Below are 14,773 nucleotides of genomic sequence, written 5' to 3' on the forward strand. Positions count from 1 at the left end.
AGACGTTTATGCCTAACCTGTCACGTGCCGACCTCTGGTCACTAGAAGAGTATGCCGAAATGCGCCCCACCTTTCGCGCACAAGTCATGGCGCACAAGAAAAAACGGCAGGTTTCTTTTGGGGAGCACGTCAGATTGTACTTTGAGGATGCACTCACCATTCGGTACCAAATTCAGGAAATGCTGCGGATTGAGAAAATCTTTGAAGCCGTAGGCATTAACGAAGAGTTAGAGGCCTATTGCCCGCTAATTCCAGACGGACACAACTGGAAGGCAACGTTTATGATCGAGTATGAAGATCCCGATGAGCGTGCCCGTCAACTCGCTAAAATGATAGGTATTGAAAATAAGATATGGCTACAGGTAGACGAGTGTGACCGCATCTACGCAATTGCTGATGAAGACCTATCACGTGACAACGAGGTCAAGACGTCCTCCGTCCACTTCCTCCGCTTTGAACTGACCCCGGCCATGATTTCTTCAGCTCACAGCGGGGGTAGCATTAGCGCCGGCATAGATCACTCCGCCTACTCGGTCGACACTTTTGAGCTGCCACCGGCAGTTCGAGACTCATTGGCTAATGATTTACAGAGTATTTTAACGCACCATTAGCCGCTAGTTTCGAGTCGATAGTAGGCGCATTTGCCCTGCAAGCCACTAAAACGCTGTTTATTCACGAGGGCCCATACGTTTTTTAGTATAGCGGGTCGCCACCGCCACCAGTGGATCGTCCGGCCAAGGGTGCTTGGGATAGCGACCCTTCATCTCGCGTTTCACATCATGATAGCTACTGCGCCAAAAACCGGCGAGATCTTGTGTTATCTGCAAGGGTTGCTGCCCTGGAGAAAGCAGATGTATCTGCAAGGCAACTAACCCGCCTGCGACGGTGGGCGTGTCCTCGCAACCGAACATTTCCTGTAATTTGACTGCCAAAACCGGTGGGGTTTGAGTGTAGTCGATCTCCACGCTGGACCCTGAAGGCGCTGCCCAACGTTCCGGGACGAGGCGCTCTAACTCCAATGGTAATGGCCAGGGTAACAGTACGCGCAGCATATCTTTTACATTCAGACTCCGAAAGTCCTCTAGGCGACGCACTGGGCCCAGATAAGGCAATAACCAAGACTCTAACGTGTCTAACAGTGCCTCGTCTGACAGGTCAGGCCAGGGATTAGCCTCCACGTCAGCCCCTGCTCTGTGCAACAGCATCACCCTGGCACGCCACTGCTGAACCTTTTTATTAAAGGACAAAATATCGATTCCTTTCTTGCGGACTACCGCCAACAATGCCGCTGAGCGCGCCTCGTCTGACACCTGCTCTAAGACGTCTGATGACAACAAAATACTGCCAATATGTGTACGTCGCTCGGCCATAAAGCGCTCTTTGCGATAATCCCACTCAACATTCTCTTGTTCAGAGACAAGGGTCAACAGTATTTCACCAAAGTTGACGGGGTCCAGCTCGCTCGCACTGTAGATGCGGTCAACAGGCTCTCCAACCTTCCCTCCCAATTCCGCCACCGCCAGCCATTCAGTGCCGGCTAAACTGTCGTCCACAGGCAGCACAGCACTGCGCCCGTTACTCAACTGATACGTATAACCATCACCATCCGCACGTAACCGAGCTATGCGATCTGGATAAGCCCTCGCCAGTAACACACTAATAATATTTTCCTGATCGACCGACAGAGTGATCGTTTCTGGCTTGTGTATTTCAGTCGCCATGCTTGCGAAGCGACGTGCCTGCTTCCATACCCGCTCGAACCAACCCTGCAGTTTATCTGGGCAGCGACTCTCCCCCATCAGCACTGCAACGGTGGTTGCTATATCAACACCCTGTTCGCCGAGGGGATTGCGCTCAGAAAGTATTGCTGCCAGTAAACACCCCATTTCTCTCGCTTGAATATCGCAACCGACCAATAGCATATGGGCCAGACGTGGGTGCATAGGCATTTGTGCCAGACGCACACCGTGAGGCGTTAGTTGCAAGCAACCCGCTTGATTCCTGAATGTTGCTCCGCACTGCTCCAGAATCGAGACAGCCTGAGCGAAAGGAGCTGCCGGCGGGGGATCCAGCCAGCGCAGTTCGCTGCCATCATCGACGCCCCAGGATAATAGCTGCAACGCCATCGGGGCCAGGTCTGCCTGAAGTATTTCAGGCAAGGCATGAGCCACCAATCTCTCATGCTGTTGCTCACTCCACAATCGATAACAACGCCCGGGGCCCTGTCGACCCGCACGGCCCTTGCGCTGCTCTGCAGACGCCCGTGAGATTCTTCTGGTGGCCAGCCGTGTCATGCCCGTAGCAGGATCAAATGCCGCTTCACGCACCAGACCTGAGTCCACCACCACAGTGATGCCCTCGATGGTCAGGCTAGTCTCAGCCAGATTCGTGGACAAAACGATTTTGCGCTTGCCATCGGGTGCCGGCAACAGTGCCTGCAGTTGGCGCTCTAGTGACAACCCACCGTAAAGCGGGGCTATCTGCAGCGGCTCTGCGGAATGCTCTAGAGCGTCAACCAGACCTCTTGCCACACTGCTGATCTCGCGTTGGCCCGGAAGAAAAACCAGGATGCTGCCCGCCTGCTCCTTGAGTACCCGCAGCACCACGTTGATTGTCGGTTGAACAATGGAATGACGTAACTGATGTGCTTCGCAATAGTGGGTTTCAACCGGAAACTGACGACCACTGGAGGTGACTATCGGAGCATTGCCCAGCAGCTTCGAGACTTCCTCGCCCGCGAGGGTCGCAGACATGACCAGTAGCTTTAACGCGGGGCCCTCTCTAAATACTTCGCGGCCGTGCAGTGCAAGCGCCAGACACAAGTCCGCATCGAGGTTACGCTCATGAAACTCATCAAATATAACCAAACCGACATCTTCCAGCCCTGGATCGCGCTGTAGCTGCTGCGTGAGAATACCCTCGGTAATCACTTCAATTCGAGTATTGTCGCTGACACACGTGTCCATCCGGATGCGGTATCCAACGGTCTGACCCACCGCGTCCCCTAGCAATTGCGCCATGCGCGAAGCAGCCGCCCTAGCCGCCATACGACGTGGCTCCAACACTAGAATTTTGCGCCCCTGCAACCAAGGTTGATCCAGTAATTCCAGCGGCACGATCGTGGTCTTGCCAGCCCCGGGTGGGGCCTGAAGTACGACTTCATTGCCTTCACTCATGCAACGTTTGAGTTGCTCGAGAACCTCGGCAATAGGGAGCTGGCTAATAACGTCAGAATACATACGCTAATCTTAACGGAGCTACCTCTTGCAGGCTATGGTATAGCATGACCCGACAGGGGTAAAAGCCTACATCAATACATCGAAAAACGAGGTCCGTATGGGTCTTGGTAAAGGGTGGCTTTGATATACGCGGCTGCTATGCTTAACGATCGTAAACTCGCCACGGCAGGATAACCACAATGACATCGCTTGTAGTGGGAGTTTTGCTGTTTGCTTGCGTGCATTCTATCCCCTCCCTGGCACCCTCTCTTAAGGCAAACGTGCTCACAAAAATCGGAGAAGACGCCTACAAAGGTATTTTCTCACTGCTTCTGCTCGGCGCTTTTGGCGTCATCATCGTGGGCTGGCGCAGCGTGGTACCGGAACCTATCTACCTTCCATTCCCTGCTTTGCATAAAGTTGCATTATCGCTGTTAGCCTGCGCTTTTTGGGTGATGGCGGCAAGCAAACGTCAGTCACGACTCAGATTATTGATCCGCCATCCAATGCTCAAAAAATAGTGTGTTAGCCGGGCTTTGAAAAAGGGTACTCGAAATCCAGACAGCGCTCGGTGTAAGTCCATAGCCGATCGGCCTCGACTGGGTCTTGGGCCCACGACTTTGGGCTACTGCGCTTACAATTAACAAAGTATTTTCCAGTTATTTCTGCGACCTCATCACTACAGCACAGATAAATCGAAGTCTCTGCTCCTTGATCCGGACTGCGGAAAAATGGCTTTAATAATCGCGGCAAATTGCGACTAAAAAACCCACCGTTCTGAGTGCCCAAAGAGGTAGCCACAGCACCGGGGTGTAGGCAATTTACGGTTACGCCCTGCCCTTCCAACTGCCCAGCAAGGTGTTTGGTAAACAGGATATTGGCCAACTTGGAACGCCCGTACTCACGAAAAGTACGGAAGTTTTTAGTGGCCTGCATGTCCTCATAGCCCATGCCCTTGACAAACGCATGAGCACCGGACGATACATTGACAATACGAGCCCGCGGCGTTTTTAGAAGCAGCGGCAATAACAGACCCGTGAGGAGAAAAGGGGCGAAATGATTTACCGCCAGCGTCTCTTCATACCCGTCTACAGTCTCCTTGCGAGATGTATTTACAACACCGGCGTTATTCAGCAGCACATCCAAAGATTCTACTCGCGCCAGAAACGCCTCCCCGGCCCGTCTCACACTGCCTAAGTCCGCCATGTCCATAAGGATAATATCTGGCGTTAAGCCTCCCTCAGCGACAATCTCCCGCTGCAAATTTTCAGCTTTTTCGAGATTGCGACAAAATAAAGTGAGTTGCGCCCCCCGTCTGGCAAACTCCAGACTAGCAGAACGTCCGATTCCGGCGGTTGGTCCGGTTATAGCGATATGTTTGCCTTGCACGATTGCCTCCCCTCCATAATTCAACATCACAGCGCACTTTAGCCGAAAATAGCCTGCGCTGAAAGCTCACAAGACATTGCTACACTATGATATTTAAACCTGCATCGCTATAATCGCTGCACTTTGAAAGGTGCCCTCAACATGTCGCTATTTGGAAAAAATAATACACCCCTCAGCGAGCCGTACAGGCTGCAACGTCACATCAAGCAAGCGCTTGCCGCAAAAGCCCCGAGCGGACTGGATGTCGAAATTGCTTACCAGATAGTCAAGCGTGTATTCAATCCGAGGGTAGCCGGCGCCCAAAACATTCCCAAGGAGCCATGTCTTTTTGTGGGAAATCACTCCCTATTTGCTCTGGACGGCGCCATCATAAGACCCCTATTTCTAAAAGAACTACAGCGCTTTCCGCGCGCTATGGGGGATAAATTTCTGTTCAGCATTCAACGTGTAGCCGACATTCTAGTGAAACATGGCATTGTCATGGGGCACCCTGAAGTATGCAGTGCCTTAATGGACGATCGACAGGATCTATTACTCTTTCCCGGCGGCGCCTATGAATCAGTCAAACCCAAGTCTAAACTGTATGAATTGCAGTGGAAAGAACGCTACGGCTTTGTAAAACTGGCGGCCACACACGGCTACACGATTATGCCATTTGGACTGGTAGGCCCGGATGATTTCTATGGACACCTCATGGAGGGACAGGACCTACCCGATTCCGCATTGGGAAAATTGCTAGCTCATATCGGCCTACTGAATGATAATACTCGCTCCGATATCGTCCCACCCATTCCTATTGGCTCACTTGGGACACCGCTCCCTAAACCCCAGCGTTGCTATCTCGGCTTTGGGGAACCCATCAATCTATCGCGGCATAAAGGTAAAGCGCTGCCAAAGAAGACCCTGCTATCTGTTCGCGCGCAGGTGGCGCAGCAGATAGACACTCAGCTCGCAGAGTTATTGTTAATCCGGGAACAAGACAAAGGAAAAGACAGTTTACTACGGCGTCTTCTCACCCTTTAAATCGCCTGTCTATTCACTCATTACCCGCGCAAGCCGCTCTGGATGACGCCATGTCCCACCGAGCAGCCGGCCCAAGTAAAGAAGGCCCAGTATGATCAGCATAGCAACGAACACCCACCAGGAAACCCGTGGCCCATAGCCATACACAACAATCACACCATATTGGGCCAGCAGCATCAACCAGTGCATAGAAATCGACGTTACCATGATCCAGCGCGTGTCCCCTGCACCCCGAAGCGCGCCACCCGCAACTAGAATAGTCGCATCTGCTAGCATGTAGGTGACTAGACCGATCATCATGTCGCTAGCGAGTTCACGTATCGCAGCAAAACTTTCTCCCGACGTCTCAAATACACCAATCAGATTGTCACGAAATACAAGGAAGACGACAGCCAGCACGCCCGAGTAGCCCAGCCCGACAATGAATCCTGAAGAAATCACCTGGTTTGCTCTTGCCATACTCCCCCCGCCTACTAAGCGACCGATGAAGCTCATCACACCAATATTTAACCCGATCATTGGAATGAACGAGAGCATGTCCCAGTTGAACACGATCGCCATGGCAGCACCCTGCACCACGCCGTAGGATTGAAACAAAAGTAAAAACAGGTTGAAGCTGGAGGTATTCATAAACGACTCCAATCCCGATGGCATACCCAAACGCAGGTAGCGACGCATGATACCTCTGTCCAGGCGCCAGGACTGCGCCACGGAAAACTGGCGCTGATGCTCCGCTGACAGATAAAAATACAGGAAGACACTGATGCCGAATACGGTAGCAACGATAGTCCCCAGAGCCGCTCCCGCAATGCCCATCTCGGGCATGCCGAGATTACCAAATATAAGCGCCCACGACAGCGGAACATTGAGAGCGGCGCCTGACAAATCCGCGACCATGACAACGCGAGTGCGCCCAATGCCAGCGAAATAGGAAGCCAAGCACGCCTTGAGTAACGTGAAAACACTCCCGCCCATGAGAATATAGAAATACGTCTGTTCTAGCGGCACTTGAGCAGGCGCGTGCCCAAGCATGCCAAAAGCCTGACCACCGAAGTAGGTCATCACCAGTAAAAATGGCACACTCCCCACCACGATCAGGCCACCCTGAGTGGTTACCAGTGAGCACTTGGCCAATTGTCCTGCCCCGAAGTACTGCGCAACCAGGGCGTTACCGTAGGTTATCAGCCCCATAAACAGCGAAAAACAAAAGAACGCCGCCACACCACCGCCCAATGACGCCGCAATATGTGTAGCATCGATATAAGACATGAAAAAACGGTCGGTGAAGACCATGACCGCAAATGCACCCTGCGACACCATCATGGGCAACGACAATTTGAGCAGTTCTCGGAGGGTAGTTAAGGAAAGTATCTTCAATGGAGAGGGGGAAACCTGTTTTTCTGGGCTGCCTTTCAGCGCCAAAGTATATTGTAACAACCTAACTACACGGTCAACAGAAATGGCACAGAATCGTCAGGGATTAAAGCTGCTTTTAAGCTCGGCCCAATCTGCGGACGAAGCCATTACCTCACGAAGGTTTTGAACGAAAAAAATTTAAACTGTTTTGTTCAAAAAATACCCAAGCAAACGCCGAGGCACTATATAAATAGTATATCTGATGAAAAAAAATTGCGCACAAAGCAAACAGGAATCCTCCTCTTCTGTTGAAAAAGACGGTTATCTCACGATTGGCTAAAAGCACTAACAATCCTAAAAATAACACCCAAATCGGACTAATATAACCTGCAAGAGAAACCAGTATCGCGAGAAATAATGTGCCTGCTAACACCGCTCGTGCCTGCTCCGCCACACCGACATTGAGATCGTTGGGTATACCCTCCCCGGAGGTTACAATCAGGCGTGACCAAGGTATTGCGCGCCTGAATATCTCAGTGTGAATGAGGTTCCAAAAGCGCCACACTTTCAGATGCGTACATTGCACGTCTCGCAACAGGCGTATCCGACCACCCGCTTTTATCATGCGGTGCCCAAGCTCAATATCCTCAATAGATGGGTACTGATAGCGCTCGACATCGAAGCCGCCGCAACTAAGGAAAGTGGTGCGCCTAACCGCACCGCACCCAGACCAAAAGGTGTGCGCTTCATCCTTCGCACGATTATGATAATAGTGATGTACAAGATTTTTGTACTGGGAAAAGAAGTTTCTCGCCGGCGGATTACTATCGTAGGATCCAAATACCGCAACAATTTGCTCCACGTCAAACCCGATGCCCAGACGTCTCGCCGCATCTGAATGCACCACTACGTCTGCATCGACAAACCAGAGTATATCGCCAAGCGCAGAATTTGCAGCCTGATTTCTGGCCCCTCCCGGCCCGAGGCGGCCGCCGGAGGACAGCACCTTAGCCCCCATAGACTCCGCCATCTGTTTACTTCCGTCTGTTGAACCATCATCAACCACAATGACTTCAAGGATCTCTCCTCGACACATCATCTCAACTAGCGGGGGCAAGCTCTGAGGTATAAACTCGGCGCCGTTGTAGACTGGCATAATAACGCTGATACGCCTATCCAAGTCATTGACTTGAGCCTCCGAAAGATCTGTTGTTTCGTCGCTATTCAATGCGTGATACGCCAATAATGTTTCGCTTGGTGAGCTCTAGTAGATACACTGTTTCGCCCCATTTCTTCATCATAGCATCAAGATAAGTGAGGGTTACCTGCGCGGCATGCCACTAGGATTCCTCGAGCAAAACGGCCAAACCAGCGATCGTTCCACCAGCAGGTTGCGTCAATGCCGAGATTCACTCGTCGCACGTTTATTATATTTATAGCAAAATCAACCACTAACCACAGGTGAGGAACCCCATTATTAGTCACTCTCTTCCTCTAACTTATAGAAATCGCGTTTTGAATCGTTTGAACGCTTAATCTCCTGGTATTCAGGCTCAGTGTTGACATCCATATGGTCGACATCATAACCAAGAATTTTTCGACCCAACAGCAACCCCATCTCAATGGAGTGGTCGGCGTTATTGTAGCGATGCGTTCCCCCTCGTCCAACGATATGCAAACCTTCAAATTGTCCAAGGAAATCATTGATCAGGCCGATTTTATCAGCATATTCAAGATCGTAGACTGGATAAGCCTGTAAAGTCCGGACACAGGAGAAATCAATCACATCTGAGGTCTCAATAAATTTAAGCTTTTTCTTCAAGTCATCAATACATCGCTGGCCGACCTCTTCATCAGTCATATTCCAAATATGATCATCCTTAGTGCAGAAACACTCCAGTACTAATGAGGTAGTGGATTGATCAGGAATCATCGCAGGACTCCAATTCTTGGGCTCATGCAGACGCCCAAAAAGAATGTCCTCATCCTGAACATAGAGCCAGGTGTCGATAGACACTCTTTCCTTGCTGAGAATAAGATTGACCGTAATCAATGCGCGGAAACTAAGTCCTTTAGCAGCATCAATCACCTTCTGATCACACGCGGGCTCCATAATCCGCGGCAACACACCCAAAGGGATAGTTGAAACGACAGTAGTGGCCTTTATTGAATACTCCTCACCGTCGGGCTTACGGTAAACTATCTCAAAATCATTTGGCCCAACATATTTTATCCTAGTGACAGTTGACCCAAGTAAAACAGAATCAGGACCGGTCTTGGCGACAATATCTTCTGCCATTCTCTGAGGGATACGGACGTAACCATCACGCGGATACATGAATTCTTCTATCAGACTTTCATTGTCCGACTTAGTCTTCATTAACGATTCCTGAATTACCGTCCAGATAGACAAACCGGCGCTGCGCTGCGATACCCAGTCTGAGGACAGCTTCTCACAGGGGAGTCCCCACACCTTTTCACTGTAACGGCGAAAGAACATGTCGTATAACTTGCCGCCAAACTGCGCCACGTAGGCGTCCTTCATATTGTTAATCGACTTGTCGAAAATAGAATACTGTAATGCGGACCACAGATAGGTAAGACCTGCATGTATGATCGTAGGAATACCGGCATTCTTAATCACGTTGAGAATGCTAATGGGATACAAGTAATAGCCGCCATCGTAATATATGCGGCTGATACGCTGCACCCAGACGACCTCATCACCCATCAGCCTCCGAAACCAATCGTTCAAATCTTCGTTTTTGCTAAACCAACGATGGCCTCCAAGATCGAATTTGTAGCCTTTGTAGTTATTTGTATTGCACAGTCCTCCGACAAAATCATTTCGATCTAACACCGACACTTTGACACCACTAACGCTCAATTCGTGGCCCGTGGCAAGCCCTGCAGGACCGGCGCCGAGGATAACAACGTGTTCATTCGTATTCATATCTACCATGCCATTAAGACGTCTTATGCCGAATTTTAACTAACTTGTTATATACCGTAGCAAGCAACAAGCATGACAGGAAAACCAGGCCAAATAATTCAATTGCGCCCCACAATCCACCCATAATACTCACGCTGTAGCCTGGTATATAATTTGAAAAAAGCGCTGCATGAACACTCTCCCCTGCTGTGCCTCGCACCACTAGCCAAGCTGTCGAAGCAAACAGGCTTAAGGCGGAGATAGAGCCTATCGCCACCCCGAGGCTAACGCCATGAAGTTGCAATATGGATGGCTTCAGGACTGGATTCGCGGCCGAAACAGGACTCAGCAATAGGGCCGATATCCGTGTGCCCAATACTTTTCCATAGACTCTGTAACTCAACCAACTGCAGGTGCCAAAATATATAAAAGCCCAGAATGCGCCAATCCACGCTCCAGCACTGGACACAGAATATCCCGGAAAGAAAATGGCTAGTAATCCTAGATAACCACCGGAGTCACCACCCCATTTTACAATGGAGGCTTGTGTAGCAATATAAATGACTACTGCAGCCAAAGTCCCTGCGGTGAGTCCAAGTATACGCGCATTAAATCGGATCGCTGTTTTGAGCAACTTGAGGTTGACTCGATCGACATCGTGATTCATGGCTTTCATGTTTTGGTGTTCCCCACTTGAGTTATTGCCTCAATCTGCCAACTCCGCTGAACTAATTAACATCACACCAAGGGCGAAGTAATGCGTCAAGTTCCAGTATACCCCGGCAGAGAAACCCGCAAGCGCACCAAACAGGAAACCATAACATGCACCAATAAGAGCACCCACCCAGCTAACGCTATAGCCTGGAAGATAATCAGACAGATCTGACAGATGCTCGCCTACAGGATAATTCTCCGGGGCAGTCTGCATTAACAAAACCGCCGTCGCCAAAAAAAATAATAACGAACATAGCGACCCCACGGCAACGCTCATAGCCACAACGTCCATCTTGGCAAATACCGCCGACAAAATTTCATGATCTCGAATCGGGCGACTCATGGCTTACACGCCTCCTGTTATATAGGGTTTTATTTTATTACAAAAATCCTGTTACGACGACCGAATAAACCGATCCACCTCTTGTGTGGACAGCACTGAAAACTGATATTCTATTCAATGGCGATGTCACTCTATATCGCTAAAGGTTAACGATGGCATACTAGGCCCTAAAAAAGAAGGCCTTCAGGCATGCCCAGCCCAAAACGGACGTAAAAAATAGGCATTTTTACATCAGATAACGAATAAACACGTCGCCGTGAACTCTACACTAACGGATCGCCCCAATACCGACGGCCTCACGCACCTTACAGATCATTTCCCCACTGTACTGTCTTGCACGCTGCGCACCCTGGAGTAAAACAGCCTCTATGTGTCCGGGATCATCCATCAGCCGCATATAGTTATCCCTGGCGTCGGCAAGCTCACTGTTAATGAGTTCAAATAGCTGCTTCTTGGCCTCGCCCCAAGCAATACCAGCCTGAAACTCGTTTCGCATTCTCGCCGTTTCTTCGACAGATGCAAACGCTGCCCAAAGCTGGAAAACAGTAGAATCATCGGGATCCTTGGGAACCCCAGGCTCCAAAAGATTGGTTCTAATTTTATTGATTGCTTTACGCAACGACTTCTCCGCCAAAAACAAGGGAATGGTATTGTTATAACTCTTACTCATCTTACGACCGTCAGTCCCTTGCAAAACAGCACCATCCTCATCGACTACTGCCTCCGGCAGGCTGAACACATCGGTAAAATTGTGGTTAAATCGCTGAGCAATATCTCGTGCCATTTCAACGTGCTGAATCTGATCCCGCCCCACTGGAATTTTCGCGGCATTAAACATTAAAATGTCAGCGGCCATCAAAACAGGGTAACTAAACAATCCCATGGTAACGGCGATGTCCGCATCTTCGCCCGCCTCTTCATTCGCTTGAACAGCTGCTTTGTACGCATGCGCGCGATTCATCAGTCCTTTAGCAGCACTGCAACACAGTATCCAGTTCAGCTCACTAATTTCAGGGATATCGGACTGGCGATAAAATATAGCTTTTTCAATATCTAATCCCAGAGCAAGCCAGGTCGCTGCAATTTCCTTACTTGACTGGCGAATCAGCGCGGGATCACGACACTTGATCAATGCGTGATAATCAGCGAGAAAGAAGAATGACTCTGACAACTCGTCACGCGATGCGAGGATCGCAGGACGAATCGCTCCGACATAGTTGCCTAGATGCGGCGTGCCCGTCGTGGTGATACCTGTCAGTACGCGTTGCATGGCCATGGATTTTCATACCGTCGAAAACGGTCTGAATGATACTGAGTTTAACCCCTATTGGCTATCCTGAACCACCGCGACTTGGCGAAAGACACGTTCATACCTAGGCGCCATTGGGCCCAAACCAAAGCAAGACACATCAGGATGCTGCGCGACGTGTAATCGCGGCTCTGCTGCCATTTTCAGTATCAGAGCCACAGCGGCATCAGCTTCCCGCTCGGGATCATTCGGGCAGGAGTCGTACCGGTTCACCGCTGGATACATTTCTGGATACGCAAGGCGGTCCGGAACAATGGGATGGCATCTATGTGCAACCGCTTCCAGTACAGCCAACCCCTGAAATTCATGGATGGCCGTCGACAGCACCGCATCGGCAGCCTGCAACAGTGCCCGATACTCTGTAACGCAGTCCACATAACCAAACTGCACCAGACGATGTCCAAATAGTGACTTTATTTCACTAAATACCGCCGGAGACACCCGGAATTGCTGTCCCGTCATTGCCAGCTCATAATCCAGTGATTCAGCCTCCAGTCGACGCAAGATGCGCAGCAAGCCTTCCCCGCCTTTATCATGTTCAAAACGTCCAACCCACAACAGACGAAAAGGCCGATCAATAAGACGCTCTGATGCACCTGGCCATAGTGGTGCCACCGACTCATAATCGCGCGAGTCGAACGGTACCGGGAGTATCGTTGCCCTCGCCCGAAGCATTAGCGCAACACCTGGCGGCACCCGGTCAGGTAATTTACTCATAAGATCAGAGCAACCTGCCAAGAACGAATCTCGGTTATAGCCTGAGTTAAACACGATACGGTCAGCTGCCAGCGCCGAATAAATACTGGTCATCTGGGCTTCCAGTAGGCTGTGCTTTTGTTGGTCCTGAGGATACTCAAACTGATTTTCGTGAAAATAAACAATCGTTGGAACCCGGGCAAGTGCGGGAACCAGGCCCCGTAACGTCGCCAAATCAACCATGGATGTGGCTACCACAAGGTCATAGGGCTGCTCCAGCGTATCCCGTTCGGCGATCGACCAGAATAGTGCATTGCCACGCACTCGCCAGCTAAAGTGCCGTGGAGGAAGACTGAGCACTCGCCACTGCCACTGCGCAAACATTGCCTGCAAACTTTGTTGCCAGTGCACATGACTCTGCGCCGCATATGCCGACAACACGAGGACGTTCATTGCGTGCGCTCAAATCGCAGAAAGCGGCCCAGGATGGCTATAGAAACGGCGCAAAATACGGGCAAGGTTCCAGCCGTCTTCTGCGCCGGCTAATTCGCGGATAGAGTGCATGCCCAGTGTGGGCACACCAATATCGAGGGTACGAATACCGGTGGCACCCGCACTAATTGGGCCAATGGTACTGCCACACGCCATGTCATTGCGCACTACGAAAGACTGCACAGGGACCGCTTCAAGCGACGCCAGTATTCTAAACAGACCGCTGGTTTCACTATTTGTGGCATAACGCTGGCTGGCATTAACCTTGATGACCGGCCCGCCATTTAAAAGTGGCCCGTGATTTTGGTCATGGCGATCGGCGAAGTTCGGATGTATTGCATGAGCATTGTCTACAGAAATCATCATCGATCGCTCGGCGAGCGCAGCATAATTTGTAGCGTTTCCAGCAAGACGATTAAGCACGGATGTCAGCAACGGTCCTCCTGCACCGGATGCTGAAATACTACCGACTTCCTCGTGGTCATTGCAAATTAGTAGGCTGCTCTGTGCACCGCTGCTTTCAAGCAAGGCCTGCAAACCAGTAAAGCAACTAAGCAGGTTATCCAGGCGCGCCGAAGCAATGAACTCCTGTCGCAGGCCGATCAGCGACGGAGCTTGAGTATCGTAAAATGATAATTCATAGTCCAACACCTGACACGCCTCCCACTGGGGATGCTCTAATACCAACCGTGCGTAAAGAAGCGCCCGAAAATCCAGCACCTCACCCTCACTCAAGCGAGACAATATAGGTACTATATCCGTCTGTGAATTCACCTCTCGCTTCGTGTTGGCCCCACGATCAAGATGGATAGCGAGACTAGGAATAGTCGCTATTGCGTCGCGAAAATCAACCAGCGCCACCCGCAGCTGACCATCCTGACACTGGAAACTGACTCTGCCAGCGAGTGATAAATCACGGTCAAACCATGGATTAAGTAGTGCCCCGCCATAAACCTGTACGCCAAGCTGAAACAAGCCCTGAGACTGAATTTCAGGCGTTGTTTTGACCATCAAGCAAGGACTATCCGTATGAGTACCCACCATGCGCATGCCTGCATTGGGCACATCCTCCTGTCCTGAGACAAACGCCACAATCGAGCTGTCGTTTCGCGTCAGGAAATATTTTCCACCCGCCCTGACATCCCATTCGACATCGTCTGTCAACCGGACAAATCCTGCCGCTGTTAGACGCTGAGCCATTTCCGCCACAGCGTGAAATGGCGTGGTTGCTGCCGCTAAAAAATGGCATAGCTGCCGGTTGAACTCATGCTGATTCATTGTCGCTCCCTATTCTGTCTAGC

13 protein-coding genes are annotated in these 14,773 nt (G+C 50.7%); 3 read left to right on the top strand and 10 right to left on the bottom strand.

From position 1 onward, the window contains the following. The first annotated feature begins 8 nt into the window (after positions 1-8). Positions 9-611 (top strand): DUF3501 family protein, encoded by a 603-nt coding sequence (locus ABXT62_RS09310; protein WP_415354970.1) that lies wholly within the window; start codon positions 9-11, stop codon positions 609-611. A gap of 57 nt (positions 612-668) precedes the next feature. Here the strand turns inward: ABXT62_RS09310 and hrpB are convergent, their stop codons facing one another. Next, on the bottom strand, positions 669-3,239 hold the full coding sequence (hrpB, locus tag ABXT62_RS09315) for an ATP-dependent helicase HrpB (RefSeq protein ID WP_415354972.1): 2,571 nt from the start codon (positions 3,237-3,239) through the stop codon (positions 669-671). Between the two features lie 179 nt (positions 3,240-3,418). Here hrpB and ABXT62_RS09320 point away from each other — a divergent pair, with 179 nt between their 5' ends. Continuing rightward, complete coding sequence (locus ABXT62_RS09320; RefSeq protein WP_415354974.1) at positions 3,419-3,739, top strand: NnrU family protein; 321 nt, start codon at positions 3,419-3,421, stop codon at positions 3,737-3,739. A 4-nt stretch (positions 3,740-3,743) separates the two neighbouring features. Here the strand turns inward: ABXT62_RS09320 and ABXT62_RS09325 are convergent, their stop codons facing one another. Continuing rightward, the gene (locus tag ABXT62_RS09325) at positions 3,744-4,634 is read right to left on the bottom strand and encodes an SDR family oxidoreductase (protein ID WP_415354975.1); all 891 of its coding nucleotides are present in this window, start codon (positions 4,632-4,634) and stop codon (positions 3,744-3,746) included. Between the two features lie 114 nt (positions 4,635-4,748). Here ABXT62_RS09325 and ABXT62_RS09330 point away from each other — a divergent pair, with 114 nt between their 5' ends. Further along, positions 4,749-5,630 carry a lysophospholipid acyltransferase family protein gene (locus ABXT62_RS09330; RefSeq protein WP_415354977.1) on the top strand — a complete coding sequence of 294 codons (882 nt, stop codon included), beginning with the start codon at positions 4,749-4,751 and terminating at the stop codon, positions 5,628-5,630. A gap of 9 nt (positions 5,631-5,639) precedes the next feature. Here ABXT62_RS09330 and ABXT62_RS09335 read toward each other — a convergent pair whose 3' ends face one another. The 8 genes from ABXT62_RS09335 to ABXT62_RS09370 form a co-directional block, all read right to left on the bottom strand. Further along, the gene (locus tag ABXT62_RS09335; protein WP_415354978.1) at positions 5,640-7,007 is read right to left on the bottom strand and encodes an MATE family efflux transporter; all 1,368 of its coding nucleotides are present in this window, start codon (positions 7,005-7,007) and stop codon (positions 5,640-5,642) included. A gap of 151 nt (positions 7,008-7,158) precedes the next feature. Further along, positions 7,159-8,214: a glycosyltransferase gene (locus tag ABXT62_RS09340; protein ID WP_415354979.1), complete on the bottom strand. Its 1,056-nt coding sequence runs from the start codon at positions 8,212-8,214 to the stop codon at positions 7,159-7,161. A 249-nt stretch (positions 8,215-8,463) separates the two neighbouring features. Beyond that, positions 8,464-9,939: an FAD-dependent oxidoreductase gene (locus ABXT62_RS09345; RefSeq protein ID WP_415354980.1), complete on the bottom strand. Its 1,476-nt coding sequence runs from the start codon at positions 9,937-9,939 to the stop codon at positions 8,464-8,466. A 13-nt stretch (positions 9,940-9,952) separates the two neighbouring features. Next, positions 9,953-10,594 (bottom strand): hypothetical protein, encoded by a 642-nt coding sequence (locus tag ABXT62_RS09350; RefSeq protein ID WP_415354981.1) that lies wholly within the window; start codon positions 10,592-10,594, stop codon positions 9,953-9,955. 30 nt (positions 10,595-10,624) lie between these two features. Beyond that, complete coding sequence (locus ABXT62_RS09355) at positions 10,625-10,975, bottom strand: hypothetical protein (RefSeq protein ID WP_415354983.1); 351 nt, start codon at positions 10,973-10,975, stop codon at positions 10,625-10,627. A gap of 268 nt (positions 10,976-11,243) precedes the next feature. Beyond that, complete coding sequence (gene trpS / locus ABXT62_RS09360; protein WP_415354984.1) at positions 11,244-12,251, bottom strand: tryptophan--tRNA ligase; 1,008 nt, start codon at positions 12,249-12,251, stop codon at positions 11,244-11,246. 48 nt (positions 12,252-12,299) lie between these two features. Then, complete coding sequence (locus tag ABXT62_RS09365) at positions 12,300-13,433, bottom strand: DUF3524 domain-containing protein (protein ID WP_415354985.1); 1,134 nt, start codon at positions 13,431-13,433, stop codon at positions 12,300-12,302. Positions 13,434-13,442: 9 nt separating this feature from the next. Then, a complete protein-coding gene (locus ABXT62_RS09370; protein ID WP_415354987.1) occupies positions 13,443-14,750 on the bottom strand; it encodes a M18 family aminopeptidase in 1,308 nt (435 codons plus the stop codon). Positions 14,751-14,773 lie beyond the last annotated feature (23 nt).

The organism is Halioglobus sp. Uisw_031, assembly GCF_047729875.1.
Lineage (GTDB): Bacteria > Pseudomonadota > Gammaproteobacteria > Pseudomonadales > Halieaceae > Marimicrobium.

Bases quoted from the DNA above. Each gene is read 5' to 3' on its own strand.
- ABXT62_RS09310 (WP_415354970.1), top strand. From the start codon at position 9: ATGCCTAACCTGTCACGTGCCGACCTCTGGTCACTAGAAGAGTATGCC.
- hrpB (WP_415354972.1), bottom strand. From the start codon at position 3,239: ATGTATTCTGACGTTATTAGCCAGCTCCCTATTGCCGAGGTTCTCGAG.
- ABXT62_RS09320 (WP_415354974.1), top strand. From the start codon at position 3,419: ATGACATCGCTTGTAGTGGGAGTTTTGCTGTTTGCTTGCGTGCATTCT.
- ABXT62_RS09325 (WP_415354975.1), bottom strand. From the start codon at position 4,634: ATGTTGAATTATGGAGGGGAGGCAATCGTGCAAGGCAAACATATCGCT.
- ABXT62_RS09330 (WP_415354977.1), top strand. From the start codon at position 4,749: ATGTCGCTATTTGGAAAAAATAATACACCCCTCAGCGAGCCGTACAGG.
- ABXT62_RS09345 (WP_415354980.1), bottom strand. From the start codon at position 9,939: ATGAATACGAATGAACACGTTGTTATCCTCGGCGCCGGTCCTGCAGGG.
- ABXT62_RS09350 (WP_415354981.1), bottom strand. From the start codon at position 10,594: ATGAAAGCCATGAATCACGATGTCGATCGAGTCAACCTCAAGTTGCTC.
- ABXT62_RS09355 (WP_415354983.1), bottom strand. From the start codon at position 10,975: ATGAGTCGCCCGATTCGAGATCATGAAATTTTGTCGGCGGTATTTGCC.
- trpS (WP_415354984.1), bottom strand. From the start codon at position 12,251: ATGGCCATGCAACGCGTACTGACAGGTATCACCACGACGGGCACGCCG.
- ABXT62_RS09365 (WP_415354985.1), bottom strand. From the start codon at position 13,433: ATGAACGTCCTCGTGTTGTCGGCATATGCGGCGCAGAGTCATGTGCAC.
- ABXT62_RS09370 (WP_415354987.1), bottom strand. From the start codon at position 14,750: ATGAATCAGCATGAGTTCAACCGGCAGCTATGCCATTTTTTAGCGGCA.